The organism is Caulobacter sp. DWR1-3-2b1 (genome assembly GCF_049895765.1).
GTDB lineage: Bacteria > Pseudomonadota > Alphaproteobacteria > Caulobacterales > Caulobacteraceae > Caulobacter.
Window position 1 is genome coordinate 16,175 of sequence record NZ_JAFCSZ010000027.1, and the last position, 23,365, is coordinate 39,539.

26 protein-coding genes are annotated in these 23,365 nt (G+C 65.1%); 16 read left to right on the top strand and 10 right to left on the bottom strand.

The features are described from left to right. Positions 1-2: 2 nt before the first annotated feature. Genes ACP69S_RS18220 through ACP69S_RS18230 form a run of 3 tightly spaced genes read right to left on the bottom strand, consistent with a single transcriptional unit; the run spans position 3 to position 2,633 of the window. Positions 3-1,028 carry a DUF2891 domain-containing protein gene (locus ACP69S_RS18220; RefSeq protein ID WP_425999654.1) on the bottom strand — a complete coding sequence of 342 codons (1,026 nt, stop codon included), beginning with the start codon at positions 1,026-1,028 and terminating at the stop codon, positions 3-5. Next, positions 1,006-1,962 (bottom strand): DUF979 domain-containing protein, encoded by a 957-nt coding sequence (locus ACP69S_RS18225; RefSeq protein WP_425999655.1) that lies wholly within the window; start codon positions 1,960-1,962, stop codon positions 1,006-1,008. The genes ACP69S_RS18220 and ACP69S_RS18225 overlap by 23 nt, the downstream gene beginning before the upstream one ends. Further along, positions 1,959-2,633, bottom strand: a complete 675-nt coding sequence (locus ACP69S_RS18230) for a DUF969 domain-containing protein (RefSeq protein ID WP_425999657.1) — start codon at positions 2,631-2,633, stop codon at positions 1,959-1,961. The genes ACP69S_RS18225 and ACP69S_RS18230 overlap by 4 nt, the downstream gene beginning before the upstream one ends. Before the next feature lie 149 nt (positions 2,634-2,782). Between ACP69S_RS18230 and ACP69S_RS18235 the strand changes: the two genes are divergently transcribed. From ACP69S_RS18235 to ACP69S_RS18255, 5 genes are all read left to right on the top strand, one after another. Then, positions 2,783-3,559 (top strand): class II aldolase/adducin family protein, encoded by a 777-nt coding sequence (locus ACP69S_RS18235; protein WP_425999659.1) that lies wholly within the window; start codon positions 2,783-2,785, stop codon positions 3,557-3,559. Between the two features lie 65 nt (positions 3,560-3,624). Beyond that, entirely contained in the window at positions 3,625-4,347 is a 723-nt protein-coding gene (locus ACP69S_RS18240) for a hypothetical protein (protein WP_425999661.1), read from the top strand. 121 nt (positions 4,348-4,468) lie between these two features. Next, positions 4,469-5,602, top strand: a complete 1,134-nt coding sequence (locus ACP69S_RS18245) for an efflux RND transporter periplasmic adaptor subunit (protein ID WP_425999663.1) — start codon at positions 4,469-4,471, stop codon at positions 5,600-5,602. Next, positions 5,602-8,739 carry an efflux RND transporter permease subunit gene (locus tag ACP69S_RS18250; protein ID WP_425999665.1) on the top strand — a complete coding sequence of 1,046 codons (3,138 nt, stop codon included), beginning with the start codon at positions 5,602-5,604 and terminating at the stop codon, positions 8,737-8,739. The genes ACP69S_RS18245 and ACP69S_RS18250 overlap by 1 nt, the downstream gene beginning before the upstream one ends. A gap of 14 nt (positions 8,740-8,753) precedes the next feature. Beyond that, a complete protein-coding gene (locus ACP69S_RS18255; protein ID WP_425999666.1) occupies positions 8,754-11,120 on the top strand; it encodes a transketolase in 2,367 nt (788 codons plus the stop codon). 120 nt (positions 11,121-11,240) lie between these two features. On the opposite strand, the gene ACP69S_RS18260 is transcribed toward ACP69S_RS18255, so the two are convergent. The 3 genes from ACP69S_RS18260 to ACP69S_RS18270 are packed head-to-tail and all read right to left on the bottom strand — an operon-like array spanning position 11,241 to position 12,828. Continuing rightward, on the bottom strand, positions 11,241-11,963 hold the full coding sequence (locus tag ACP69S_RS18260; RefSeq protein WP_425999668.1) for a nuclear transport factor 2 family protein: 723 nt from the start codon (positions 11,961-11,963) through the stop codon (positions 11,241-11,243). Further along, positions 11,960-12,331, bottom strand: coding sequence for a nuclear transport factor 2 family protein (locus tag ACP69S_RS18265; protein ID WP_425999670.1), 372 nt, complete (start codon positions 12,329-12,331; stop codon positions 11,960-11,962). Before ACP69S_RS18265 ends, ACP69S_RS18260 begins: the two co-directional genes overlap by 4 nt. Next, a complete protein-coding gene (locus ACP69S_RS18270; protein WP_425999672.1) occupies positions 12,331-12,828 on the bottom strand; it encodes a c-type cytochrome in 498 nt (165 codons plus the stop codon). Before ACP69S_RS18270 ends, ACP69S_RS18265 begins: the two co-directional genes overlap by 1 nt. A gap of 286 nt (positions 12,829-13,114) precedes the next feature. Between ACP69S_RS18270 and ACP69S_RS18275 the strand changes: the two genes are divergently transcribed. The 4 genes from ACP69S_RS18275 (at position 13,115) to ACP69S_RS18290 (ending at position 15,383) form a co-directional block, all read left to right on the top strand. Further along, the gene (locus tag ACP69S_RS18275) at positions 13,115-13,618 is read left to right on the top strand and encodes a GcrA family cell cycle regulator (protein ID WP_425999674.1); all 504 of its coding nucleotides are present in this window, start codon (positions 13,115-13,117) and stop codon (positions 13,616-13,618) included. A 52-nt stretch (positions 13,619-13,670) separates the two neighbouring features. Next, positions 13,671-13,880 carry a hypothetical protein gene (locus ACP69S_RS18280; protein WP_425999676.1) on the top strand — a complete coding sequence of 70 codons (210 nt, stop codon included), beginning with the start codon at positions 13,671-13,673 and terminating at the stop codon, positions 13,878-13,880. Between the two features lie 149 nt (positions 13,881-14,029). Continuing rightward, the gene (locus ACP69S_RS18285; protein WP_425999678.1) at positions 14,030-14,578 is read left to right on the top strand and encodes a MarR family winged helix-turn-helix transcriptional regulator; all 549 of its coding nucleotides are present in this window, start codon (positions 14,030-14,032) and stop codon (positions 14,576-14,578) included. Positions 14,579-14,600: 22 nt separating this feature from the next. Beyond that, complete coding sequence (locus tag ACP69S_RS18290; protein WP_425999680.1) at positions 14,601-15,383, top strand: hypothetical protein; 783 nt, start codon at positions 14,601-14,603, stop codon at positions 15,381-15,383. 15 nt (positions 15,384-15,398) lie between these two features. Here ACP69S_RS18290 and arfB read toward each other — a convergent pair whose 3' ends face one another. From arfB to ACP69S_RS18305, 3 genes are all read right to left on the bottom strand, one after another. Further along, positions 15,399-15,821 carry an alternative ribosome rescue aminoacyl-tRNA hydrolase ArfB gene (gene arfB, locus ACP69S_RS18295; protein WP_425999682.1) on the bottom strand — a complete coding sequence of 141 codons (423 nt, stop codon included), beginning with the start codon at positions 15,819-15,821 and terminating at the stop codon, positions 15,399-15,401. Continuing rightward, positions 15,818-16,264: a YaiI/YqxD family protein gene (locus tag ACP69S_RS18300; RefSeq protein WP_425999709.1), complete on the bottom strand. Its 447-nt coding sequence runs from the start codon at positions 16,262-16,264 to the stop codon at positions 15,818-15,820. The genes arfB and ACP69S_RS18300 overlap by 4 nt, the downstream gene beginning before the upstream one ends. A 196-nt stretch (positions 16,265-16,460) precedes the next feature. Further along, a complete protein-coding gene (locus tag ACP69S_RS18305; RefSeq protein ID WP_425999684.1) occupies positions 16,461-17,540 on the bottom strand; it encodes a D-alanyl-D-alanine carboxypeptidase family protein in 1,080 nt (359 codons plus the stop codon). A gap of 79 nt (positions 17,541-17,619) precedes the next feature. Here ACP69S_RS18305 and ACP69S_RS18310 point away from each other — a divergent pair, with 79 nt between their 5' ends. The 3 genes from ACP69S_RS18310 (at position 17,620) to ACP69S_RS18320 (ending at position 19,630) form a co-directional block, all read left to right on the top strand. Further along, entirely contained in the window at positions 17,620-18,732 is a 1,113-nt protein-coding gene (locus ACP69S_RS18310) for a L,D-transpeptidase family protein (RefSeq protein ID WP_425999686.1), read from the top strand. A gap of 24 nt (positions 18,733-18,756) precedes the next feature. Beyond that, positions 18,757-18,930, top strand: coding sequence for a hypothetical protein (locus ACP69S_RS18315; protein ID WP_425999687.1), 174 nt, complete (start codon positions 18,757-18,759; stop codon positions 18,928-18,930). 91 nt (positions 18,931-19,021) lie between these two features. Beyond that, positions 19,022-19,630: a DUF1206 domain-containing protein gene (locus tag ACP69S_RS18320; RefSeq protein WP_425999689.1), complete on the top strand. Its 609-nt coding sequence runs from the start codon at positions 19,022-19,024 to the stop codon at positions 19,628-19,630. A gap of 670 nt (positions 19,631-20,300) precedes the next feature. Here ACP69S_RS18320 and ACP69S_RS18325 read toward each other — a convergent pair. Beyond that, positions 20,301-20,789, bottom strand: a complete 489-nt coding sequence (locus tag ACP69S_RS18325) for a hypothetical protein (protein ID WP_425999691.1) — start codon at positions 20,787-20,789, stop codon at positions 20,301-20,303. Here ACP69S_RS18325 and ACP69S_RS18330 point away from each other — a divergent pair. From ACP69S_RS18330 to ACP69S_RS18345, 4 genes are all read left to right on the top strand, one after another. Next, positions 20,767-21,438 (top strand): hypothetical protein, encoded by a 672-nt coding sequence (locus ACP69S_RS18330; RefSeq protein WP_425999693.1) that lies wholly within the window; start codon positions 20,767-20,769, stop codon positions 21,436-21,438. The genes ACP69S_RS18325 and ACP69S_RS18330 overlap by 23 nt on opposite strands. Before the next feature lie 110 nt (positions 21,439-21,548). Continuing rightward, complete coding sequence (locus ACP69S_RS18335) at positions 21,549-21,905, top strand: hypothetical protein (RefSeq protein WP_425999695.1); 357 nt, start codon at positions 21,549-21,551, stop codon at positions 21,903-21,905. 7 nt (positions 21,906-21,912) lie between these two features. Continuing rightward, entirely contained in the window at positions 21,913-22,650 is a 738-nt protein-coding gene (locus ACP69S_RS18340; protein WP_425999696.1) for a C39 family peptidase, read from the top strand. After that, entirely contained in the window at positions 22,647-23,162 is a 516-nt protein-coding gene (locus ACP69S_RS18345; protein WP_425999698.1) for a hypothetical protein, read from the top strand. Before ACP69S_RS18340 ends, ACP69S_RS18345 begins: the two co-directional genes overlap by 4 nt. Positions 23,163-23,365 lie beyond the last annotated feature (203 nt).

The following is a 23,365-nucleotide window of genomic DNA, read 5'->3' on the forward strand; positions in this document are numbered from 1 at the left end:
GACTATCCGTTCGTCAGGGCCAGCATGGCGAAGGTCGCCAGCCAGTGCTCGCCCATATAGTCGCCGGACACATGCGGCACGGCGGCGCTCAGGTGCGACATGGCGGCGTTGATGACCAGTGGCTTGGCGGGGTCCAGCTCGGGCAGGGCGCCGGCCAGGGTTCGCCAGCACCAGGCGCGCGACAGGTTCAGGCCGTCGAGATGGGCGATCTTGCCGTCGGTGCGGTCGCTGACGCGGGCCGGGGTGAACAGCGTCACGGGCTGTTTGCGGGCCAGATCCGGCAGGAAGCGCACGAACCAGATTTCGAAGGTCTCGCGGGGCAGCAACCGCCGCATGGCCTCGGCCTCGATCAGGGCCGGGGACAGGAAGTCGTCGCCCGAGGGCTCCCAGGCCTGGCAGGCGGCGTCCTGGCCGTACCAGAGCATCGCCCGGGTGGTCAGAAGCTGGCGGAAGACAACGTTGCCGGTCATGTCGGCATATTCCGAGGCCAGGACCAAAGCGAAGGCGGTGTTGGTGTGGACGCCCGCCCGCACCGGATAGTCGGCTAGCGGCAGGAAGGCCTCGAACCGCTCTACGAACGCCCGGGCCAGCGGCGCGTGGCGCACGGCCCAGGGACGATCCTTGTGGCGCATCAGTTCGGCCTGCAGCATCAGGCTCCAGGCCCAGCCATAGGGGCGCTCGAAGCCTCGGCTCTCTGGGCGAGCCAGATAGGCCACTTCGGCAGCGACCTTCTCGTCGGTGAAGGCGTCGTCGAACAGGGCGATGATGGTCTCGGCCTCGGCCATTTCGGGCCGGGCGCGCAGCAGGGTGGCCAGCAGCCAGTAGCCGTGGACGCAGGAATGCCAGTCGAAGCTGCCGAAGAAGATCGGGTGCAGGTCCCGCGGCGTGCGGACGTCGGCGTCGCTCGCCATGACATGGTCGAGCTTGTTGGGATATTCTCGCGCGATGTGGCCCAAGGCGATCTTGGCGAACCGCGAGGCCGTCGATTGGGCCAGGCTGGGGGCGCTAGACCCGGAAGGCGAGGACATTCATCAGGACCATGTTGATGACCAGCATGAGGACGGCGGTCGGCGCCTGGGCGCGGATCACGCCGTAGCGGTCCTTCAATTGCAACAAAGCCGCCGGCACAAGGTTGAAATTGGCGGCCAGCGGCGTCAGCAGGGTTCCGCAGAAGCCCGACAGCATGCCGATGGCGCAGACCACGGCCGGATCGCCGCCGAACCGGCCGATCACCAGAGGCAGGGCGATGCCGGCGGTCATCACCGGAAAGGCGGCGAAGGCGTTGCCCATCAGGATGGTGAAACCGGCCATGCCCAGGCAGTAGGCGGCGACCACGGCGAAGCGGCTGTCGATCGGCGTCCAGGCCACCGCCAGCTCGCCAATGGTCTGGCCGACGCCCGCGAGCGCGAACACCGCACCGAGCGCCGCCAGCATCTGGGGCAGCAGGGCGGCCCAGCCGACCAGATCCATCAGGCGACGGCCTTCCTGCAACGGCGAGGATGGCGGCTGCTTGAACAGAGCCTGGGCCAGCACCGCTGCGACGACGGCGGCCAGGGCCAGGGAGATCAGGGTGGCGTTCTTGGCCTCGACCAGCGGAACGCCGCCGATGGCGACGGCCTTTAAGGCGAAGGTGCCGGCCAGTGTGATCAGCGGAATGACGAGGGCTGGCAGGAAGAGCCGCGCGCCCAGCCGCTGCGCCATCTCGCGACGCTCGTCGGGCGAGGTCGTCGCCGGTGCGCCGACGCCCAGCTGACCGGTTCCCGCCAGAAGCGCCAAGCCCAGCACCAGGAAGCCGTTGCCCAGGTCGCCAAGGTAGTCGCCAAACAGGAAACTGATGGCGACCAGCCCCCAGAACGCGGCGTTGCCCCAGCGCTTGGCGTTGGTCTTGTCGCCGACGCTCAGGGCCGCAAAGGCCGCGAACATGGCGCCGGCGATCAGGTAGACGAGCGGCAGGCCGATCATGCGTCCGCTCCCGCCTTCGATGGCGTCAGCTTGCGGTCGAACAGCAGCAACCGCGCGCCGTGCACGATGAAGGCGGCGATGGCCGTCGGGATCGCCCAGACCGACAGGTGCAAGGGCTCGACGGTGATGCCGCTCTGATCCAGGAAGCCGACGATCAGCAGGATCGAGCCGATGGCCATGAAGATATCCTCCCCGAAGAACAGGCCGACATTGTCGGTCGCGGCGCTCATGGCCTTGATGCGCTCGCGGGCGTCGTCATCGACCGGCCCTGCGCCTTCCGCAGCGGCTTCCGCCATCGGCGCGACCAGGGGGCGAACCGTCTGGGCATGGCCGGCGACATGGGTGAGGCCCAGGGCGGCGGTGAACTGGCGCAACAGCAGATAGGTCAGTAGCAGCTTGCCAGCGCTGGCGCCCTTCAGCCGCTGGATGGTGATCCGGGCCTGCTCCTGCAGGCCGCAGCGTTCCAGCACGCCGATGGCCGGCAGAACCAGCCAGGCGATGGTGACATAGCGGTTGGTGTTGAAGGCCTTGCCGAACGCGGCCAGCACCTCAAGCGGACCCAGGCCTGACGCTATTCCGGCGGTCAGGGCGGCGGCGACAACCACCAGCAGCGGGTTGAAGCGCAGGGCGAAGCCCACGACGATCACCGCCACGCCCAGAAGGGTCAGCATGCCCTTTGATCTCCCGCCTGACGATTCTTTGGCAGGGTCGGGCGTGCGGATGCGACTGGCAAGCCTTGCCGGTCGCGAAGACGCGACTTGACGGTTGGCCCGCCCGGCGCGACCCTCAACTCAACAATGATAACCTAGGGAGGTCTTCCATGGCCGACGGAGCCACGTCCATCAGCACGTCTCTCAAGGACAAGGTCAGTGAGGCCGAATGGCAGGCGCGGGTCGATCTGGCCGCCCTGTATCGCCTGGTCGCCGTCCATGGCTGGGACGACATGATCTTCACGCACATCTCGGCCCGCATTCCGGGGCCAGAGCATCACTTCCTGATCAATCCCTATGGCCGGTTCTTCGGCGAGATGACCGCCTCTGACTTGGTCAAGGTGGATCTGGACGGCAATGTCATCGACAAGACGCCGTACTTTATCAATCCGGCGGGCTTCACGATCCATTCGGCCGTCCACGCGGCACGGGAGGACGCCCACTACGTGATGCACCTGCATACCGACCAGGGCGTGGCGGTCTCGACCCACAGCGAAGGCCTGTTGCCGCTGGCGCAGCAGGCGCTAATCGTCTTGCCTCAGCTCGCCTATCACGACTATGAAGGCATTGCGCTCAATCTCGACGAGCGAGAGCGGCTGGTGGCCGATCTCGGCGACAAGAAGCTGATGATGCTTCGAAACCACGGCACCTTGTCGGTGGGCTCGACCGCAGCCGAGTGCTGGATGGGGATGTTCTTCCTGGAGCGGGCGTGCAAGCAGCAGGTGATGGCCCTCTCGGCGGGACGCCACAACATCATGATGGTGCCCGACCACGCGCAAGCCGAGGTGCGCAGTCAGACGGGCGGTGGACTTGGCATGATCGCGGGTCTCGCCTGGGGCGGCTGCCTGCGCAAACTGGATCGGGAGTCGCCTGGCTACGCTGCCTGAGTTCTGATTATCGCCGAAAGTCAGCCGTCGCGATCCTGGCGATCACGGCGGCTTTTCTTTGCGTGATGGGCGGCAAGGCCATGGCCGGCGCCTGGTCGATGCCGCGTGGCCGGACCCAGGTCATCGCCAAGGTCGAGCGCCAGTCGGCTGACCAGCTGTTCGACGCCGGTGGCGCGATGCAGGACCTGGGCTATCGCGAGGACGAGACAGCCTCGATCTTCGTCGAGCATGGGGTGACCAACCGGCTGACCCTGCAGGCCAAGGCCGGGCTGACGCGCGGCCACGACCCGTTCATCCGCTACGAGGGGCGAGGTCCCGTCGAGCTGGGACTGCGCTACGCCATACTGAGGCGGCCCCACACCGTCGCGGCGGTCTATCTTGGCGTGGCCGAAGCGGGTGTCGGCCGCAACGCTGGCTATGCGGCGCCGGGGCAGGGCGAGGTCGATCTGGAGGCTCGGCTGCTTCTGGGGCGATCAGTCACGACGCGGCGGGGAGAAATCTTCTCGGATCTGCAAGTGGCCCGTTTGCGACGATCGGGCCTTGCGGACGAGACCCGGATTGACGCGACCCTGGGTTTTCGGCCTGCACGCAACTGGCTGGTGATGGCGCAGACCTATGCCGGTGAGGCAGACGTCCGGCCTCGGAAAACCCGCTGGGTAAAGGCCGAGCTGTCGGCTGTTCGCGGTTTCGGCGCCTGGAGCGTGCAGGCCGGATGGCGGCAAACCGTCGCCGGTCGGGAGATCGCCAAGGATGGTGGCGTCGTGCTGGGAATCTGGCGCGGGTTTTGAGTGTTGCAGAACTGAAACGCTCCGTCATCCTGCTGTCACTGGACGTGGGTTTAGGGTGGCGGCATATGTCCCCGCACCTTGTTCCGTCCGCCGACACTGTTCGGCGATTGGAGTTCTTTCGTTGATCCGCAGGCATTTCTTTCTTCTGGCGGCGCTGACCGCCGTGGTTCTCATGCTCGTTGTCGGGGGCATGAAGCTGGCGTTCGGCCAGAAAGCCGCTGGCCAGGGCGGTCCTGGCGGCGGTGGCGGACGCGCCACGAACGTGTCCCAGACTGTCGTGTCGACGAAGCCTTTCACCGACCGTATCGAGGTGCTGGGCGTGGCCAAGGGCCTGCAGTCGGTGACCATTACTTCCAACACCGCCGAGATGATCACGGCGGTTCACTTTGTCGACGGCCAGGCCGTGTCGCGCGGTCAGGTGCTGGTCGATCTGAAATCGGCCAGCGAAGACGCCGGTATCGCCGAGGCCAGGGTTCGCCTGGCCCAGGCCCAGCGCGACTATCAGCGCTGGAAGACCCTGGCCGATCGTGGCGTCGCGCCGCGCGCCACCGCCGAGCAATATCTGGCCGCTGTCGAGACCGCCCGCGCCAGCCTCGCCTCGGCTCAGGCCCAGAAACTGGACCGCGTGATCCGCGCGCCGTTCTCCGGCCGCGTCGGCATCTCGGACGTGGCGCCCGGCGCCCTGATCAGCCCCGGCACGGCCATCGTCAGCCTCGACGACGTCTCGGTGATCCGCGTCGACTTCTCGGTGCCCGACCGCTACCTCTCCACCCTGCGCGAGGGCCTGCCGATCTCGGCGCGCCCCGACGCCCTGGCTGGCGAGACCTTTCTGGGCCGCATCGCCCAGATCGACACCCGGATCGATCCCACCACCCGCGCCGTGAAGGCCCGCGCCGAGTTCCCCAATCCGGGCGGCCGCTTGAAGCCGGGTATGCTGGTCAAGGTCGCCATTGACCAAGGCATGCGCCAAGCGTCGGCCGTGCCCGAATCTGCGGTGCAGTTCGAGGGCACGCAAGCCTCGGTGTTCCTGATCGCCAAGGGGCCCAAGGGCCAGGTGGCGCGTCGCACCAATGTCGAGACTGGTCTGGCCTCCGGCGGCTTCGTCGAGATCCGTTCGGGCGTGAAGTCCGGCGACAAGATCGTGGCCGATGGTCTCAATCGCATTCAGGACGGCGCGTCCATCGGCGGCGGGCAGGGTGGCAAGGGCCCCGGCCAAGGCGGCGCCGGCGGCGGCGCTGATCGCAAGGCGCGCTGATGATCTCGGATCTTTCCGTCCGCCGGCCGGTCTTCGCCGCCGTCGCGTCGATCATCCTCTGCGTCATCGGTTTGGCCGCCTTTACAGGCCTGCCTATCCGCGAACTGCCCAATGTCGATCCGCCAGTGGTCTCGGTCTCGACCGCCTATCGCGGCGCGTCGGCCGAGGTGATCGAAGAGCGCATCACCCAGGTGATCGAGCGCCAAGTCTCGGGCATTCAGGGCATCGACCGGGTCAATTCCTCGTCGCGCGACGGCCGCTCGCAGATCAGCATCACCTTCACGCTGGATCGTGATCTCGACGACGCCGCCAACGATGTGCGCGACGCGGTCAGCCGGGTGTCGGCCAACCTGCCCGATCAGGCCGATCCCCCGCAGATCGCCAAGGCCACGGCGGACAGTTCGCCGATCATCATTATGAACCTGACCTCGACGACCTTGTCGCCGCTGGAACTGGCCGACTATGCCGACCGCTACCTGGTCGAGCGGATGTCGACGGTGCCCGGCGTGGCCCAGGCGGGTCTGAACGGCCAGCTCTACGCCATGCGCATTTGGCTTGACCCCGACGCCATGGCCGCGCGCGGAGTGACCGTCGATGACGTCGAAATCGCCCTCAACAGCCAGAACGTCGAACTGCCCGCCGGTTCGCTGGAGAGCGACAGCAAGGACTTCACCATCCGGGTGACCCGCAGCTATTCCAAGCCTGAGGATTTCGCCAACCTGCCGTTGCGCGCGGCCAACGCCAATGGCTTCGTGATCAAGCTTGGCGACGTGGCGCGCGTGGAAGAGGGTTCGAACGAACGCCGCAAGATCTTCCGCGGCAATACGGTCAATCAGGTCGGCATCTTCCTGACTCGTCAGTCCCAGGCCAATGACGTCGCCATCTCCAAGGTCGTCGATGCGGAAATCGAGGAGATCAACAAGACCCTGCCGCCTGGCACCAAGCTGATCAAGGCAGTCGACAACTCGATCTTCACCGCCGAGGCGATCCACGAGGTGTGGGTGACCATGGGCATCTCGATCGGCCTGGTGGCCCTGGTCAACCTGCTGTTCCTGGGCAGTTGGCGTGCGGCCCTGATCCCGTCGATCATCGCGCCGATCTGCATTCTTTCGACCTTCATCGTTCTGGCGCCGCTGGGCTTCTCGCTGAACCTGCTGACCCTGCTGGCCCTGGTGCTGGCCGTAGGCCTGGTGGTCGACGACGCCATTGTCGTGGTCGAGAACATCCAGCGTCGTGTCGACGAGGGGGAACCCGCGCCTGTCGCCGCCCTGCGCGGCACTCGCCAGGTGTTTTTCGCGGTCGTGGCCACCACCGTGGTGCTGATCTCGGTGTTCGCGCCGCTGATGTTCCTGCCCGGCTATACCGGCCGCCTGTTTGTCGAGCTGGCGGTCGCCATCGCGGCGGCCGTGGGCTTCTCAGCCCTGCTGGCCTTCACCCTGTCGCCGATGCTGGCGTCCAAACTGCTGCGCCCGGCGGGCACGGGCGGCTGGCTGGCTCGCAAGGTCGATCGGGGAATGGACAAGCTCAAGGACAGCTATCGACATTCTCTGGAAGGCCTTCTGGCCGCGCGCGCCGCCGGTTGGGCCACAGGCGCAGTGGTCGTCGTCCTGGCCCTGGCCGCCGGCGGTCTTTTCGTGATGCTGCCCAAGGAAATGGTTCCAGCCGAGGATCGTGGTCGCGTCGACATCAACATCATCGGTCCCGAGGGCGCGGGCTTCGACTACACCGTCAAGGCGGCCAACGAGGTCGAACGTCAGCTCGAAGTGTATCGGGCCGCCGGCGTCGCGGAACGGACCATCATCTCGGTGCCGCGCTTTGGTCAGAGCCAGTTCAACACCGGCAACGGCGTGCTGGTTCTTAAAGGCTGGGGCGAGCGCGACAAGACCGCCGACGAGGTGGCCGCCGAGCTCAACAAGAGCCTGAGCAAGATCACCGGCGTGCGGGCCGTGGCCAGCGTTCGAGGCGCCTTCCAGCGTGGTGGCGGCGGTGGTGGCGGCACCAACGTCGACCTGATCGCCGTAGGTAACGACTATGTGGAGCTGGCCAACTGGCTCAAGCCCATGCTGGAAGCAGCCCAGGATAATCCGGGCCTGTCGCGGCCGCGCATCGACTATGAGCCGACCTCGCCGCGTCTGTCCGTACAGATCGACCGCGACAAGGCCGCCAGCCTGGGCATTTCAGCCCAGTCCATCGGTCGGGCGTTGGAGACCATGTTCGGTTCGCGGCGCGCCACGACCTACATCAAGAACGGCCAGGAATACGACGTCATCCTGCAGTCCACCCTGGAGCAGCGCCGCAGCATCGCCGATCTGGACCAGCTTCAGGTGCGTACCCAGTCGGGCGCCCTGGTGCCCCTGTCGACCGTGGTTACGACCCAGCTGCGCGGCGACACCCCCGACCGCCCGCGCGTTGACCGTCTGCGTTCGGTCACCCTGACAGCCCAGCTGGCGCCCGGCTATACCGTCGAGGACGCGGTGAAGTTCCTGCAGGAAGAGGCCGCAGCGAGGCCGACCCCCGGTGTCAGCATCAAGTGGGGCGGCCAGGCCAAGGACTATCTGGAAGCGTCCGGCGCCGTCGGCGTCGCCTTCGGCCTGGCGCTGCTGCTGGTCTTCCTGGTTCTGGCCGCACAGTTCGAGAGCTGGATCCACCCGGCCGTGATCATGACGACCGTGCCCCTGGCGGTGCTGGGCGGGCTGTTTGGCCTGCTGATGACTGGCTCGACCATCAACACCTACAGCCAGATCGGCCTGATCATCCTGGTCGGAATCGCGGCTAAGAACGGCATCCTGATCGTCGAGTTCGCCAACCAGTTGCGCGACGAGGGCCTGAAGGTGAAGGAGGCGGTGATCGAAGCCGCCGTCCTGCGCCTGCGCCCGATCATCATGACCTCGATTGCCACCGCCATGGGCGCCTTGCCCCTGGTATTGTGGACCGGGGCCGGGGCGGGCAGCCGCCAGACCATCGGGGCCGTGATCTTCATGGGCGCGATCTTCGCCACCCTGCTGACCCTGTTCGTCGTTCCGGTGTTCTACAACCTGCTGGCGCGCTTCACGAAGTCTCCGGAGTGGACGGCGCGGCAGATCGAGGACTATGAAGCTCGGGAACAAAGCGGTGAGGGGCAATCTTCACCGGCATAAACCGGTGAGGAAGCATGGCCGACGGCTCGATGACTGCCAAGCGGCAGGAGATTGCGCTCCTTCGCCGTATCGAGGAACGCATTCTCTGGTTGGCCTCGTGGACGATCCACAACGCCAACCACCTTCGGGAAAGCCGTGACGGCCTGAAGGTCGGCGGCCACCAAGCCTCCTGCGCTTCGATGACCACCCTGATGACCGCGCTCTACATGAAGGCGCTGCGGCCTCAGGACCGGGTGGCGGTCAAGCCGCACGCCAGCCCGGTGTTCCACGCCATCCAGCACCTATTCGGCCGTCAGAGCCTGGACAACCTCAAGCGCTTCCGGTCGCTGGGCGGGGCTCAATCCTACCCCTCCCGCACCAAGGATGTGGACGACGTCGACTTCTCGACCGGGTCGGTGGGCCTGGGCGTCGCCATGACCGCCTTCGCCTCGCTAGCCCAGGACTATCTGGCCGCCCGGGGCGCGGTAAAGCCGGAGAGCATGGGCCGGATGATCTCACTGCTGGGCGACGCCGAATTAGACGAGGGCAATATCTACGAAGCCCTGATCGAGGCCTGCAAGCACGACGTCCGCAACACCTGGTGGATCGTCGACTACAACCGCCAGAGCCTGGACGCGACCACCCAGGACCGCATGTTCACCCGCTATGGCGAGATTTTCGAGGCGGCCGGCTGGACGGTCGAGACGCTGAAGTGGTCCAGGCGCCAGCGGGAGGCCTTCGCCAGACCAGGCGGGGAAGCCCTGCGCAGCTGGATCGAGACCGCGCCCAACGACCTCTATTCGGCCCTGAGCTATCAGGGCGGCGCGGCATGGCGCGAACGGCTGTCGGCCGATCTGGCCGATGACGCCGACGCCCTGGTCCTGATCGCCTCCTACAAGGACGTCGACCTTGGCGAGTTGATGACCGAGCTGGGCGGCCACTGCCTGGAGACCCTGCTGGAGGCGTTCGAGCGGGCCAGCCACGACGACGCCCCGCGCTTCTTCATCGCCTATACCGTCAAGGGCCTGCGACTGCCGTTCCAAGGCCACAAGGACAATCATTCGGGCCTGATGACCCCGACCCAGATCGCCGAACTGCGCCAGCGGTTGGGCGTGCTTGAGGGCGAGGAATGGGATCCGCTGTCGGGCCTGTCCAGCGCCGAGCGCACCGCCCTGAAAGGCCTGATCGCCCGCGCGCCGTTCGCCGCCGACGTTCAGCGCCAGCATGTCGCCCCGACCGTGGTCACGCCGAGCACCGATGAGCTGCTGGAGGCTGTGGCGGGTGGCGGCGCGCAGTCGACCCAAGCCGCGTTCGGCAAGGTGATGTTCGAGATTTCCCGCCGCACCGACGAGTTCTCTGGCCGGGTGGTCACCACCTCGCCGGACGTCACGGTCTCGACCAATCTCGGCGGCTTCGTGAACCGACGCGGGGTGTTCCACCGCCGCGCCCACGAGGATGTCTTCAAGCGCCGCCGCATCCCTTCGGCCCAGGTCTGGTCGATGGTCGAGACCGGCCAGCACATCGAGCTGGGCATCGCCGAGAACAACCTGTTCATCGTCCTGGCCGCCCTGGGCCTGACAGCGCCGCTATTTGGTGAGCGTCTGTTCCCGGTCGGCACGCTGTACGACCCTTTCATCGCCCGCGGCCTCGATGCCCTGAACTATGCCTGCTATCAGGACGCCCGGTTCCTGCTGGTTGCCACACCGAGCGGCCTGACGCTCGCGCCCGAAGGCGGGGCGCATCAGTCGATCAACGGGCCGGTGATCGGCATGGCCCAGCCAGGGCTGGATACCTATGAGCCCGCCTTCGCCGACGAGACGGCGGTGCTGATGGCCCACGCCTTCGACCGTATCCAGGACCCCGACGGCGCCTCGACCTATCTGCGCCTCTCGACCCGGGTGATCGCCCAAACCGAGCGTGCCGACGACGCCTGGCGGCAGGGCGCCATCGACGGCGCCTATTGGCTGAAGGCTCCCGCGCCGGGCGCCAAGCTGGCCCTGGTCTTCACCGGAGCCCTGGCGCCCGAAGCCGTGGCCGCGTTCGAAGCCTTGTCGGAAGACATGCCCGAGGCCGGCCTGCTGGCCGTGACCTCGCCCGACGTCCTGCACCGCGACTGGACACGCAGCGGGCGTTCGCGCTGGACGGGGGAGGGCGCCCAGAACACCCCGAGGACCTCGACCATCGAGACCCTGCTGTCCACGCTCGACCGCGACGCCGGCCTCGTCACCCTGGCGGACGGCTCGCCCCTGGCGCTGTCGTGGCTGGGTTCGGTGCGCGGTCAGCGCGTGCGCGCGCTTGGGCTGGAGGCGTTTGGTCAATCGGGCGATCTGCCAGACCTTTACGCCAAGTACCGCCTGGACGCCGACGCCGTGCTCGACGCGTGCGCGGACCTGCTGGTCTAAAGCTCCTCAGCACGGTCATTCTCAGGATCGGGTCGTCTGTGAGACCGTCAGGCCACTCGACGTCTTCGTGCAGCACCGCGCCCAGCACGGCCGTGTCCTGGGCAGCGTTCGCGCCGTATCTCAGCCTACCGACGACTTGTCGATGACCATTTCGATGATCCGGCCCCCATCGACGCGGTAGGTCGCTGTAACTCGACCTTCCCCCCACGATCCGCCCTCGACGCCATGCACCTGCACATGGAGGTGTGCTTCGACCCGGCCATCGGCGAGCAGGCGAGTCGAAAGCAGGGACGAGCCGACGTGGATCGTCGCGAACTGGCGGACATAGTAGGCCCGGATCTCTTCGCGGCCCACAATGGCGCCCTGTTCGAGGCTGTCGGGAATGCGAGCGTCGAGATGAAACAGCGCGACGACCGCATCGATATCCTCGATGTCGATGGCTTCATAAAGCCCGGTCAGCAAGGCCTCGGTCGAGGCGTCCGCTTCACGCACGTCCCGCTCTGCGTCCATGCGGGCGACCAGATTTTCGACGAGTGTGAAGGTGTGCCTTACGCGGGTGTCGGACCAGACGCTGCCGTCTGCGGCGCTGAGGATGACCTGCTGGGCCAACACCGAAACCCGGTGATCGTCCAGCGCCTGGATGTGGATCGGCGCGAACTCGGCCCGCACCGGGGCGGTGTCGTACAGGAGATAGGCGCGCAAGGCGTCCTTGCCGATCAATCGGCTGTCGTCGGTGTCGTTTGTCCAGTTCACGTCGAGCGTGAGCATGCCGAAGAAGCCGTCGAGATCCCGGCCGTGAAAGGCGCGATAGAGCTCCAGGATACGGGCTTCTGAAGGGGTCATGGCGCGAGGCTCGGTTCCTCGAGACGGACCACATCCATGCGCGAAACGCGGCCATCGCGGAGTGTGTAATACTGCCGCAGCCGGATGTCGGACCATAGGCTTCCCCTCAGGCCGCGGACCACCTGGTTCACCTCGACGCCCACCCGGCCGTCGGCCTCCAACCCGAAGTCGATCGGAGTCAGCTCCACCTGGATGGCCTGGTCCTGGGCGACCCAGTAAGCGCGCAGCGCGGCGACGCCCACGCCGCGCTCGCCGTACATCTGATCGGGCCAGTCGACGTCGTCATTCAAACTCGCGGCGAAGGCCGGGAAATCGCGGCGGTTATAGGCGTCGAAGAGGCGGGTGATCAGCGCTTCGGCGTCGGTCATCACGGCGCCGGCTTGTAGCCTGTCTCGACCTTCAGATAGGCGATCAGATCGACGCGATCCTTGGGATCCTTCAGGCCAGCGAACGACATCTTGGTTCCGGGCAGGAAGCCGCGCGGGTCGGCCAGCCACTTGTCCAGGTGCTCCCCGTCCCAGGTGAACCCAGCCGCCTTGACCGCCGGAGAGTAGGTGTAGTCGGCCCCTGTCCCGGCCTGACGTCCGAACACGCCATGGAGATTGGGACCCGTCAGGGCCGGACCGCCTTGCGCAATGGTGTGGCACGAGCGGCAGAGCGCGAACTTGCGCTGGCCATTGGCTAGGTCGCCGGTGTTGTAGGGGGCGGGGAGGGACGCAAGCAGCGCGGCTTTTTCCGCATCGGAAGGTACTGCGGCGACAGCCGGTGCGGCCGACGTGCCGCCTTCAGCCTTCTCTTCGCCCTTCGAACAGGCTGCCAGAATGACGCAGAAAGCTACGATGGCGATGGTGTGAAATACGCGCATGAAAGTCCTCTAGCGACACTACGACGCAAACTATGCGACGCCGCGCCACATTCAATTACAGCACAGGTTCTGGGTCACAATTTCTCGTATAACGCCGTTATGTCGTCAAGCTTTAGACATGGTTCAAACGGCCCCCCTGCGACAATTGTTGGTACAATCATGATTCCACTCACGAAAGGTGAATTCGCAAACCGTGGGTCTGCACATAATTATTTGACGCCCGTTAACCACGATCCTACCCAAATGAGGCGGGGGGGCTGCCCCGCTCTGGTTGGGAAAAAAGAACATGGACTGGAATGAAGAGCGGACCGCAGTTCTGAAGAAGCTCTGGCTCGAAGGCATGAGCGCCAGCCAGGTGGCCCGGCAACTGGGCGGCGTCAGCCGCAGCGCCGTCATCGGCAAGGTTCACCGCCTGGGCATCACCGTCCGTGAGACCCCGGTTCGCCAGCGCACCTCGTCGGTTCGCTCGCCCAGCCGCCTTCAGGTCCGGGCTCGTCCGGCCACCACCATCACCCCCACCCGTAGCGCCGTCATCCGCGTCGCCCCCACCATCGTCGATCTGGAGCCGACCTCCGGCATCCTCGGCCTAGAGACCCATTCCTGCCGCTGGCCGATCGGCAATCCCGATCAGAACGATTTCGGCTTTTGTGGCCGTGAGAAGCCCAAGCGCGGCTCCTATTGCGACCAGCACGCCCAAGGCGCTTTCCGCCGCTTCCAGTCGGCCGGCGACATCGAGACCTGGACCCGTCAGGGCGTGCCGGAAAAACGGATCCAGCAACGTCTCGGCTGAGACCGATCTGCTTCGCCCCTAACGCCCTCATCGCCTGCTTGAGTAGATCCCCATGAACATGGTCCTCATCGAAAACACCGTCGGCAGCAGCCAGGTGATCACCATTATCGAAGAGTTCGCCGGCCATTCGGTGTCGCGCGATCTCAACCCCGGGGACGCGGCCCGCATCCCCGTCGGCCAGTTCAAGTCCATCACCGTGCGCGAGACCTGTCCCGACGACTGGCTCAGCCGCGGCCGCGCCCGCAATCGGGCCGCCGCCTGATCCTGCTCTAAGAATCCCCGACCCTGCCTTGACCCCGCGAGTCTGACTCGCGGGGTTTTTTGTGCTTGCCTGAGCGCGACCAGTGCGATCGCGCTCAATTTTACGTCGCGACGCCCCGACCCCGATTGCGCCCACCAAAACAGCGTGACATGAAGACGCCCACGCACGCCCGGGGGGACGAAATGCGCGTTCAGGACATTGGGGAAGAACACGCTGTGCCGCTTCCAAGCTATCTCAGCTATCTGCTGTACCAGACCGAGCAACATCGCCGCGCCCTGGCCTCGGACTGTATCGCCCAGCACGGCCTGACCTTCCCCAAATGGGTGGCCATGGTGGCTCTGCGCCGCTTTGGCGAATGCTCGATGACCCGCTTGGCCAAGCTGTCGGCCAGCGACCGCACCACCCTGACCCGCTCGGTCGACGGCCTGATCCGCGACGGCCTGGTCGAGCGCAAGACCTCGCCGACCGACCGCCGCATCGTCGTGGTCAGCCTGACCCGCGCGGGCGAGGAACTTCTCAGCCGAATCCGCACCGATATCCGCCCCCTCAACGAAGAGGTCTGCGGCGAGCTGACCGCCGAGGAGCAGGTCGCGATGACGGGCTATCTGAAGAAGATGCTCGGCGGGCTGATCGAAGAGCCAGAATGGAAGCAGGACGTCCTGGGCTTCAACATGCGCGCCGAAGCGCTGACGGTTTAGTCGGGCGCGCTTGGAGGTAACGTTGGGCGAGAAAAGCAGGCGAAAAGCTGCATTTCTGTCAGCACATCCACTGTGTTGTTATTGTGGTGTCGCACCTTCTAAAGAACCTGACCACATGCCTCCTCGGGTATTGTTTAAGCGACGTGAGGCACCTGAAGGATTCGAGTTCCCTGCTTGCGTTCCTTGCAATCGGGCAACCAGGGGAATCGAGCAAGTCGTAGCGTTCTATGCCCGTGCTCTGGATCAGGATGACAAGAACCTGGATGTTGATGAGCTACGAAAGCTGATCAACGGCATCAGGAACAACTATCCGCACCTAATGCCTAAAGTGGATTTGTCGGCCAATGAGAAGCGGGCGGCGCTTCGACACCGTGGTGATGCCGTCCCTCCGGGGCAGTTTTTGGACGACCTCGGTATCATCATGCTCCCGATTGAAGTCGGGCCGATGATCGATGCATTCGCGGCCAAGCTGGCGAAGGCCCTCTATTATCGTGAGGTTGTTAAGACGCTACCACTGGACTTCGTTGTCTATACCCGGTGGTTCGACTTTATGCATAAGGCCGCCGGAGCAACTATCCAGAATATGTCGGCGATTTTGCCGAACCGAAAAATCGGTTCGCGCTCCAACACGGATATTGGTCAACAGTTCGAGTACGTATGGGGTCGATCAGATGACGGGCTGACCTTCGGCTTTACTGCTCAACTTGGTAGCTCGATATTTCTCGTGGGAGTAGCAGTTCATGAAAAGATCGACCAATTTAGGGATATAGAGGACGAAAGTGAGCGGTGGACCCGAGCCATCTAACGCGGGAGGATCGATTTAATCCTCGCCCTTCGGCTTGCCCCGCAGCGTCTTGATCCCGGCCCGTTTCCCCTTGGTCTCCAGCCGCTTGAGCTTGCTGGAATAGGTCGGCTTGGTCGGGCGGCGGGGCTTGGGCTTTTCGGTCGCGCGCTTGATCAGGTCGATGAGCCGGTCGCGGGCTTCCTGGCGGTTCATTTCCTGTGAGCGACTGCCTTGGGCGAACAGCACCAGCACGCCGTCGAGTGTCATGCGGCTGCCGCCCAAGACCTCGAGCCGCGCCTTGACGTCCTCGGGCAGGGTGGGGGAGTTCCTCACATCGAAGCGCAGCTCAATGGCGGTCGAGGTCTTGTTGACGTGCTGGCCGCCGGGGCCAGAGGCTCGGGTCGCCTTCTCGACGATCTCGTCGTCCTCGATCCGCAGCCAACTGGTGATCTCGATCATCGCCGGCCTCGGGTGGCCTTGACCACCACGGTGTCGAGGGCCTGCAGGAACTTGCTGCGGTCATTGGGACCGAAGGCCTTGGGGCCGCCGGTAATCTCGCCCATTGAGCGCAGGTGCTCGCCGATGGACCGCGAGGCCAGGGCCGAGCCGATCATGTCGGGCGTGAAGATCCGGCCGTTCGGGGCCAGGGCGGCGGCGCCGGCCTTCAGCACGCGGTCGGCCAGCGGGATGTCGTTGGTCACGGCCACGTCGCCCGGCTGGGCGCGCTCGGCGATCCAGTCGTCGGCGATGTCGGGGCCTGCGTCGACCACCACCTGCTCGACCGCCGGTGTCAGGGGCACGCGGATCCAGCTGTTGGAGACCACGAAAGTCTTCAGCCCGTAGCGCGCGGCAACCTTGTAGATCTCGTCCTTCACCGGGCAGGCGTCGGCGTCGATGAAGATCGCGGGCGGGCGAGGGGCGTTCACGGCGGGGCTCTCAGGGGACACGGCCCCGCGCATAGCATGGGCGTCGCATGAGAGTGAGAGGGGAAGAAATCTCCAGTCCGACACGTCAGGCGCAGCGGACTGGAGAAAGGTGGCCGCGCATGCGAGCGCGGTACAAGGGGATGGGATCGAGGGAGGGGATAGCCTCGAACCTTTACTGTAAGCGCGCGGCCCCGGATCGGGTTCCCTGGTGCGGCGTCGCGGGTGGAACGGGCTGTTCGGGCGGCGCCGAGCCCGCCTGCGGCAGGCTCTTGATCGGCACGCCCGGCAGCAGCGGCTCGCCATTCCATTCCCAGTGCCAGGGCTCGTAGGCGTAGTTGACGAAGCCAAAGCGGCCGGCGTTGACGACCATCCACTGGAAGACCGGTGAGCGGGCCATGGCGCGGCGATTGTCGTCCGCCGAACTGTCAGGACCGAAGCCCGGGGCGGCGGCGATATAGACATCCATGGCCAGACCCGTGCGGTGGGCCGAGCAGATGGTCCGCACCAGGCCCTGGCAATTGTTGTCCCGCGCGCAGCGGGCGGCGTCGGCGGCCGGGTCGCGGAAGCCGGAGAAGATGGTCAGCGCCTCGGGTCGTCGGATCACGCCAGCGGTCTTGGCCTCGGCGACCATCCGGCGATAGGCCTCAAGGGCGCCGGGACGCAGCTGGATCGTCTTGCCGCCATAGCTCTCGTCCGGGCGAGCGGTGTTCAGACCCGACGGCGGCGGCGCGCCGGGGCAGACGCCGGTGTTGTTGATCCGCACGAACGGTCGCTGCAGGTGCCAGCCGACCAGCATGGGCTGGAAGGTCGCAGGGTCCATCACGCCTGAAGGCTGCAAGCCGTGCGACTGCTGCCATTGGGCCAGAAGGGCGGCGAACCGGCGCGTGTCTGGCCCGCAGGCGGTGTCGATTTCGGCGGCGATGCGCGGCGCGTAGATCTCCCAGCCCACCTCGAGCCGGCCGAACGGCGCCCAGGTCAGGGTGGTCAAGGAGGCGGCGTTGACGGCCGCGGCGCTGATGGGGGCGTTTCCTGTGTCGCAAACCTCGTTGGTCACTGCCGCTGGCGTCGTGGCCGGCGGATCGACCGAGGGAATGTAACGGGTAGTGGCCTGTTGCTCCCAGGGCGGGGGCTGGTCGGTGACCAGGGGTGGCGGAGCGGGATCGTTGCCGGGCCAGATCACCCAGACAACGAAGGCGGCCACCGCCAAGGCAAAAATACCGAACGTCCAGGCCAGGCGGCGCAGCAGCTTCAAGCGGTTCTCCCCAAGACTGCTGGAACTTAGCCATGACTGAAGGCTTCAGATCGGCAGTCGTTCCGTCTGGAGTTCCATCATGCCCTTCGATCCGCGCCCCGTCGCCCTGATACTCGGCTGCATCTTGGCCACGGCGGCCTGCTCGGATCCAGCCCCGGAGCCGCCGCCCGCGCCATCGCCCGTCGCGCCGCCAGCGCCGACGCCGACCCAGGCCGACGTGCCCGTGGTCGACGCCCCGCCCGCCGTCGCGGCTGCGTCGAGCTCGCCCCAGGCTCAAGCCATTGACGCTGCCGTCTTCGATCCGGCCGTGACTGATCCCGAGGCGATCAAGAAGGCGATGCTTCGCGCCCAGGTTCTGCTCGACCGCGCTCACATGTCGCCGGGCGTCATCGACGGGCGGCCGGGGACCAATGTAACTCTGGCGCTGGAGGCCTTCCAGGCCGCCAAGGGGCTGCCGGTCAACGGCAAGCTCGACAAGGTCTCGTGGGACGCCCTGGTCGCCGGCGACGACGGACCGGTGATGACCGACTATGCGATCACCGCCGAGGATGTGGCCGGTCCCTTCCAACCCAACATTCCCAAGGACGACTACGAGGCGATGTCCAAGCTGCCCACCCTGGCGTTCGGCGACGTGGTCGAGGCCTTGGCCGAACGCTTCCACATGGATGAAGCTCTGCTGCGCGCCCTGAATCCAGGCGCCGATTTCGCTGTGGCCGGGACGTCCATAGTCATCGCCGCCGTTGGGACCGACAAGCTGGCCGGCAAGGTGGCGCGCATCGAGATCGACAAGGCGCGCGGCCAGGTTCGCGCCTTCGACGACAAGTCCGTCCAGCTGGCTGTCTATCCCGCGACGGTCGGCAGCACCGAGCGCCCGGCCCCGACCGGCGAGTGGGCCGTCAACACCGTCGCGCCTCGGCCGACCTATACCTATGACCCCTCGCGCCTGACCTTCGGCAAGCCCAAGGGCAAGCTGACCATCAAGGCCGGACCCAATAATCCCGTCGGCTCCACCTGGATCGACCTGACCAAGGACACCTACGGCATCCACGGCACGCCAGACCCAAAGCTAGTGAACAAGCGCGCCTCGCACGGCTGCGTGCGCTTGACCAACTGGGACGCCGCCGAGCTGGGCGCTGCCGTCCAGAAGGGCGCCAAGGTGGTGTTCCTGGGCGCCGAAGCTCGCAAGACCTAATCCAGAGCGGGCAGGGGAAGCAAGGTGGGATCGAGTAAATCCCGGAACGTCAAGGCGCTTGGCGGCGCGACCCTGCGCGCGGTGCGCCGTCTGGATCTGGCCAAGGCGCTCGAATGGGCCTCGCGCCTGGGTTATGCCGCGCGGGGCGTGGTCTATCTTGGCCTGGGCGGATCGTCCTGCTGGCGGCGGTCGATCTGACGCCGCGCGCCCACGGCGCCAAGACGTTGCTCGCTGTCTGGGCGCATTGGTCGCTGGGTCTGGCGATCATCGCGGTGGTCGGCCTGGTCTTATGGGCTTCGCTGCATGGCGTGCATTGCAGGCGATCTTCGACGCCGACCGACACGGGACTTCGCCCAAGGCCTGGGCGATACGCACTGGCCAAGCGATCAGCGGCGTCATCTATGGCGGCCTGGCGCTGTGGGCTTTCGAGCTACTCGACGAGTTTGAAGACATCGGCGAAGCCGATGAGGAGGCCAAGGCCAACAGCATGGCTGCCGCAGCGATGGCCCTGCCGCAGGGCGACCTGCTGGTTCTGCTGGCGGGCTTGGTGATGATCGGGTTCGGGGTCGGTAACATCGTCCAGGGACTGGCTCAGGATCTGGGCAAACGCCTCAGGTGCAGCGACGAGTTCAGCCGCTGGGTCGTGCCTCTTGGGAAGATCGGTTACGGCTCCCGGGGCCTGGCGGTGCTGCCAGCCGGCCTTTTCCTGATCGTGGCCGGACTGGACGCCCAGAGCAGCGACGCCCGTAGCTGGGGCGGCGCGCTGCAGGCGGTGGAGCAGCAGCCCTATGGCTCTTGGGTGCTTGGCCTGATGGCCGTGGGCCTCATCGCCTTTGGCCTGTTTGGCTTCGTCGAAGCAGCCTTCCGGGGCATTCGTCCGCCACCGGAGATTTGTTGAAACCATCCGGGCGCCTGAAAAGCACAATTCGACGGAGAGCGTGTTCGGGTTGCGGGAGTGGATCCGCGATCCTCGGTTTAAAAATGCTAGCCACGATCGATCAGCGCGGCCGCCAGAGACCCGATGTTGGGCCCGGCGCTCCGAAGGCGAGGATCATTTGATCTCCTGGTCGCCGCCGCCAATCACCCCAACTGACAGCGGAGATGGCTGGCGCCGGCCTGTGGCCACGTCTTCGTCGCAAGCGGACATGACGCGCCGGGACGTCGCGACCGACTATCTCGTCCACGCGCCAGCGAGGAGACGGGGACCGACAGGCTTGTCAGGTTAGGCGCGCTGCAGCACACGAACCGGGATGGAGAAGCGGCGCGTAAAATCCTTGCGCCATGGGGACTTCACCGGCTCAGACACGCAGCGTCCGCACGGATTCTACTAGCTTAAGTGATCATGCTGACGGCGCTCGAATATTGTGCTCACGCTTGGCGTTTTGGCGCTGACAAATCTATCCGCGCGATCCGGGCGGGTGGGCGTATAATTCATGGCAACGATAATCGAAATGGAAAATGTATCTAATTTCTGATCTGCTTTTACACTCAAGTTGTAATCTACACTATTAGAGCTGAGACTGGTATCTACAGTAAAGTTAGTGCCATTAACGTGAACGTACCGAAACTTAGGCTGCGGATTGTGTAGGTCGGAGGGCATCCTCCGAGCACTGATCCCTGGAGGGTTTCATGAAAACGTCACTATTCGCGACCGCGTCGGCCTTTATTCTCAGCGCCACGCTTACAACCTCTGCCATGGCGCAGGTCAGAGACGGCGGCGCGACCGCAGGCTCCAGCAATAACGCGACCGCCACGAACACCAACATGGACAACTCGACCAAGACCGACACGTCGACGAGCACGTCCGACAGCTCCAACAACTCCACCAACACGGCTGACTCGGGAAACACCTCGACGTCGAACAGCATGTCCGACAGCTCGGACAACTCGACCAATACCTCGACCAGTACAGCTGACTCGGGCAACACCTCGACCAGCACAGCTGACTCGGGCAACACCTCGACCTCGAACAGCACCAGCGACTCGTCCGACAATTCGACCCGCACCACCACCGATTCCAACAACGATAACTCGATGCGTTGGGCGGACTCCAACAACGACAATTCCGACCGCTCGACCCGGATGCGCGATTCCGGTAACGACAACTCGGACAACTCGGACAATTCCGACAACTCGATGCGTTGGGCAGACTCCAATAACGACAACTCGGACAACTCGGATCGTTCCGACAACTCGACTTTTGCGGACAACAGCAATAATTCGACCAACGACTCCAACAACGACAACTCGGATCGTTCGGACAATTCGACGTTCGCCGACAACAGCAACAATTCGACGAACGATTCCAACGACGATAACTCTACGTTTGCGGATAATCGTAACAACTCGACGAATGACTCGAACAACGACAACTCGGATAATTCGGACAACTCGACGTTTGCCGACAACCGCAACAACTCCACCAACGACTCCAACAACGACAATTCGGTCGACAACTCGACGTCCACCCTGTCGATGCAGGAATTGTCCGGCTCGGTTTCTGGCGTCACCGTCTCGTACGGCGGCCCGGGCAACGGCGACGGTGAGGGCGGCGATCAGAACAGCGCCCTGACGACGGGCGGCATCAACTCGAGTGGCGCAGCCTTCTCGGGCGTGCAAACCGCCAGCTTCAACACTGGCGTGGGCTCGCTTAACCAAGCGGCGACGTCTCTGGCAGCCAACGCCAACATCACCTTCGGTCAATAAGCGACGGGCTCCGTGGTCGGGCGCGCCTTCAGGGGCGCGTCCGGCCCGGAACTCTCGAGATCTTCCTCTTTAGACCGCCGTTGGAGGCGAAAATGCTTAGAGCGGCTATTTTGAAGACGGCGGCGGTTTTGCTGTTCGCTGCGGCTGGCGCCGAGGCTAGCGAGGTTCCGGCCGCTCCGCCGCAACGTCCTGCGCCCGTGCAAGTCGAAGTCCTGAGCGTGGAGGAGATGGACGCGTTGAGCGGTGGCTTCGGCGTCAATGTCGACGTCATGACCGCCCAGCAACTCACTGGCTCCACCAGCGGGAATACGATCATCGCTGAAACCGTCACTTCTGGCTCAGTCAATTTCTCGCAGGACGCGCTGAATGGTTTCAACGGCGTCGGCAACTTCGTGATCAACACGGGGGCCAACAACACCCTCCAGGGCGCCATCAACCTCACCATAGTCACCGCGCCGGGGCTGTGAGCCGACGATGCGACGCGCCACCTTCATATCCCGCCTGGCGCTAGCGACCCTGGCGGCTGGCGCCTTCGGGAGCGCGGCGAGCGGGCAGGCCTTTTTCAATACCGGCGGCGGGACATTCTCGGCAGGGGTCACCAGCCTCCGCGACATGCCCTTCCGCACCGTGGTTCGCCAACAATATGACTATAGTTGCGGCTCGGCTGCGCTGGCCACGATGTTGAAGCACCACTACGGGCGTCCCATCAGCGAAGCCGAAGTGTTCCAAGCCATGTACGCTGCCGGCGACCAGGAGAAGATCCGCAAGGTCGGCTTCTCCCTTCTGGACATGAAATCCTATCTGGCGACGCTGGGCCTGAAATCAGAGGGCTACCGCCGGTCGCTGAAGGATCTGGAGCGCGCGCAAACGCCGGCCATCGCCCTGGTCAAGGTGGGTACCTATCGACACTTCGTGGTGATCAAGGGCATCCGCGACGGGCAGGTTCTGGTGGGCGACCCAAACCAGGGCCTGAAACTCTATTCGGCGGCAGAGTTTGGCCGAACGTGGGGCGGGGTGGTGTTCGTGATCCGCTCACCGGATACGCCGTCAGGCGCGGGCCCGGGCGTCTTCAATCGCGATCAGGACTGGGCCAGCTTCACCTATGGACCTGTCAATCGGCTGGACGACCGTTCACTCGCCAGCTTCACTCGCGCCCTGCCGCCGATCTATCAAATCCTGGCTGGCCGCGATCAAACAGGAGCAGGCCGGTGAAGGCGCCGACGATGATAGCCGCCGCCTTTCTGGCGTTCGTGGCCGGCCCCGCATGGAGCCAGTCGGCTGACCCTCTAAAGGATGTCGAACTGCACGAACTGCGAGGTGGGATCGCTACACCGCTCGGTTTCGACATTGGTTTCGCCGCGTCGATCCGCACCTTTATCGACGGCACGCTGGCGTTGGAAACACGTCTGGTCTGGGCCCCGGACGGCCTGCAGACGCAGAGCCTGCCCGGAACGCCACAGCCTGGGGTAATTCTGGGCGGAGCCGGGTCTTCGCCTGGGCCTGTGGCCGGCGGCGATACGCGCATCCTGCACGATCTGATGGAGAACCGCGTCGCCAGCGTGGTGATCAACACCGCGAGCAATCGCACGATCCGCCAGGAAACAGACATCACTCTGCGTCTGCCGCAACTGCCGCAAATGCAGCAGCAAATGGCTTTCGATCGCATGGCCTCGACGCTGCAAAACGCGGTGGGCGCCGCGTTGAGCGACAGCGCTGGTCGATAGCAGCCGGCGCCCTCAATGGGCTCGACCAAATGATGGCCGAGGGATCGAACGAGGAATCTCGGCTTTCTCTAGGGGCTGGGGGCTCGCCATGGGGCGTGTGTCTGTTTCGTCACCCGACACGACGAGGCGTCCGTTGCATCATGCGGTACTGAAAAATGCTCGACGCAAAGCGTGGCGGCCTGTGGACTACGGTCTCCTTACCT

Bases quoted from the DNA above. Each gene is read 5' to 3' on its own strand.
- ACP69S_RS18225 (WP_425999655.1), bottom strand. From the start codon at position 1,962: ATGATCGGCCTGCCGCTCGTCTACCTGATCGCCGGCGCCATGTTCGCG.
- arfB (WP_425999682.1), bottom strand. From the start codon at position 15,821: ATGATCGAGATCACCAGTTGGCTGCGGATCGAGGACGACGAGATCGTC.
- ACP69S_RS18240 (WP_425999661.1), top strand. From the start codon at position 3,625: ATGGGCGGCAAGGCCATGGCCGGCGCCTGGTCGATGCCGCGTGGCCGG.
- ACP69S_RS18320 (WP_425999689.1), top strand. From the start codon at position 19,022: ATGGGCTTCGCTGCATGGCGTGCATTGCAGGCGATCTTCGACGCCGAC.
- ACP69S_RS18310 (WP_425999686.1), top strand. From the start codon at position 17,620: ATGCCCTTCGATCCGCGCCCCGTCGCCCTGATACTCGGCTGCATCTTG.
- ACP69S_RS18220 (WP_425999654.1), bottom strand. From the start codon at position 1,028: ATGTCCTCGCCTTCCGGGTCTAGCGCCCCCAGCCTGGCCCAATCGACG.
- ACP69S_RS18230 (WP_425999657.1), bottom strand. From the start codon at position 2,633: ATGCTGACCCTTCTGGGCGTGGCGGTGATCGTCGTGGGCTTCGCCCTG.
- ACP69S_RS18265 (WP_425999670.1), bottom strand. From the start codon at position 12,331: ATGACCGACGCCGAAGCGCTGATCACCCGCCTCTTCGACGCCTATAAC.
- ACP69S_RS18270 (WP_425999672.1), bottom strand. From the start codon at position 12,828: ATGCGCGTATTTCACACCATCGCCATCGTAGCTTTCTGCGTCATTCTG.
- ACP69S_RS18235 (WP_425999659.1), top strand. From the start codon at position 2,783: ATGGCCGACGGAGCCACGTCCATCAGCACGTCTCTCAAGGACAAGGTC.
- ACP69S_RS18330 (WP_425999693.1), top strand. From the start codon at position 20,767: ATGCGTTGGGCGGACTCCAACAACGACAATTCCGACCGCTCGACCCGG.
- ACP69S_RS18275 (WP_425999674.1), top strand. From the start codon at position 13,115: ATGGACTGGAATGAAGAGCGGACCGCAGTTCTGAAGAAGCTCTGGCTC.
- ACP69S_RS18285 (WP_425999678.1), top strand. From the start codon at position 14,030: ATGAAGACGCCCACGCACGCCCGGGGGGACGAAATGCGCGTTCAGGAC.
- ACP69S_RS18260 (WP_425999668.1), bottom strand. From the start codon at position 11,963: ATGACCCCTTCAGAAGCCCGTATCCTGGAGCTCTATCGCGCCTTTCAC.
- ACP69S_RS18340 (WP_425999696.1), top strand. From the start codon at position 21,913: ATGCGACGCGCCACCTTCATATCCCGCCTGGCGCTAGCGACCCTGGCG.
- ACP69S_RS18280 (WP_425999676.1), top strand. From the start codon at position 13,671: ATGAACATGGTCCTCATCGAAAACACCGTCGGCAGCAGCCAGGTGATC.
- ACP69S_RS18250 (WP_425999665.1), top strand. From the start codon at position 5,602: ATGATCTCGGATCTTTCCGTCCGCCGGCCGGTCTTCGCCGCCGTCGCG.
- ACP69S_RS18255 (WP_425999666.1), top strand. From the start codon at position 8,754: ATGGCCGACGGCTCGATGACTGCCAAGCGGCAGGAGATTGCGCTCCTT.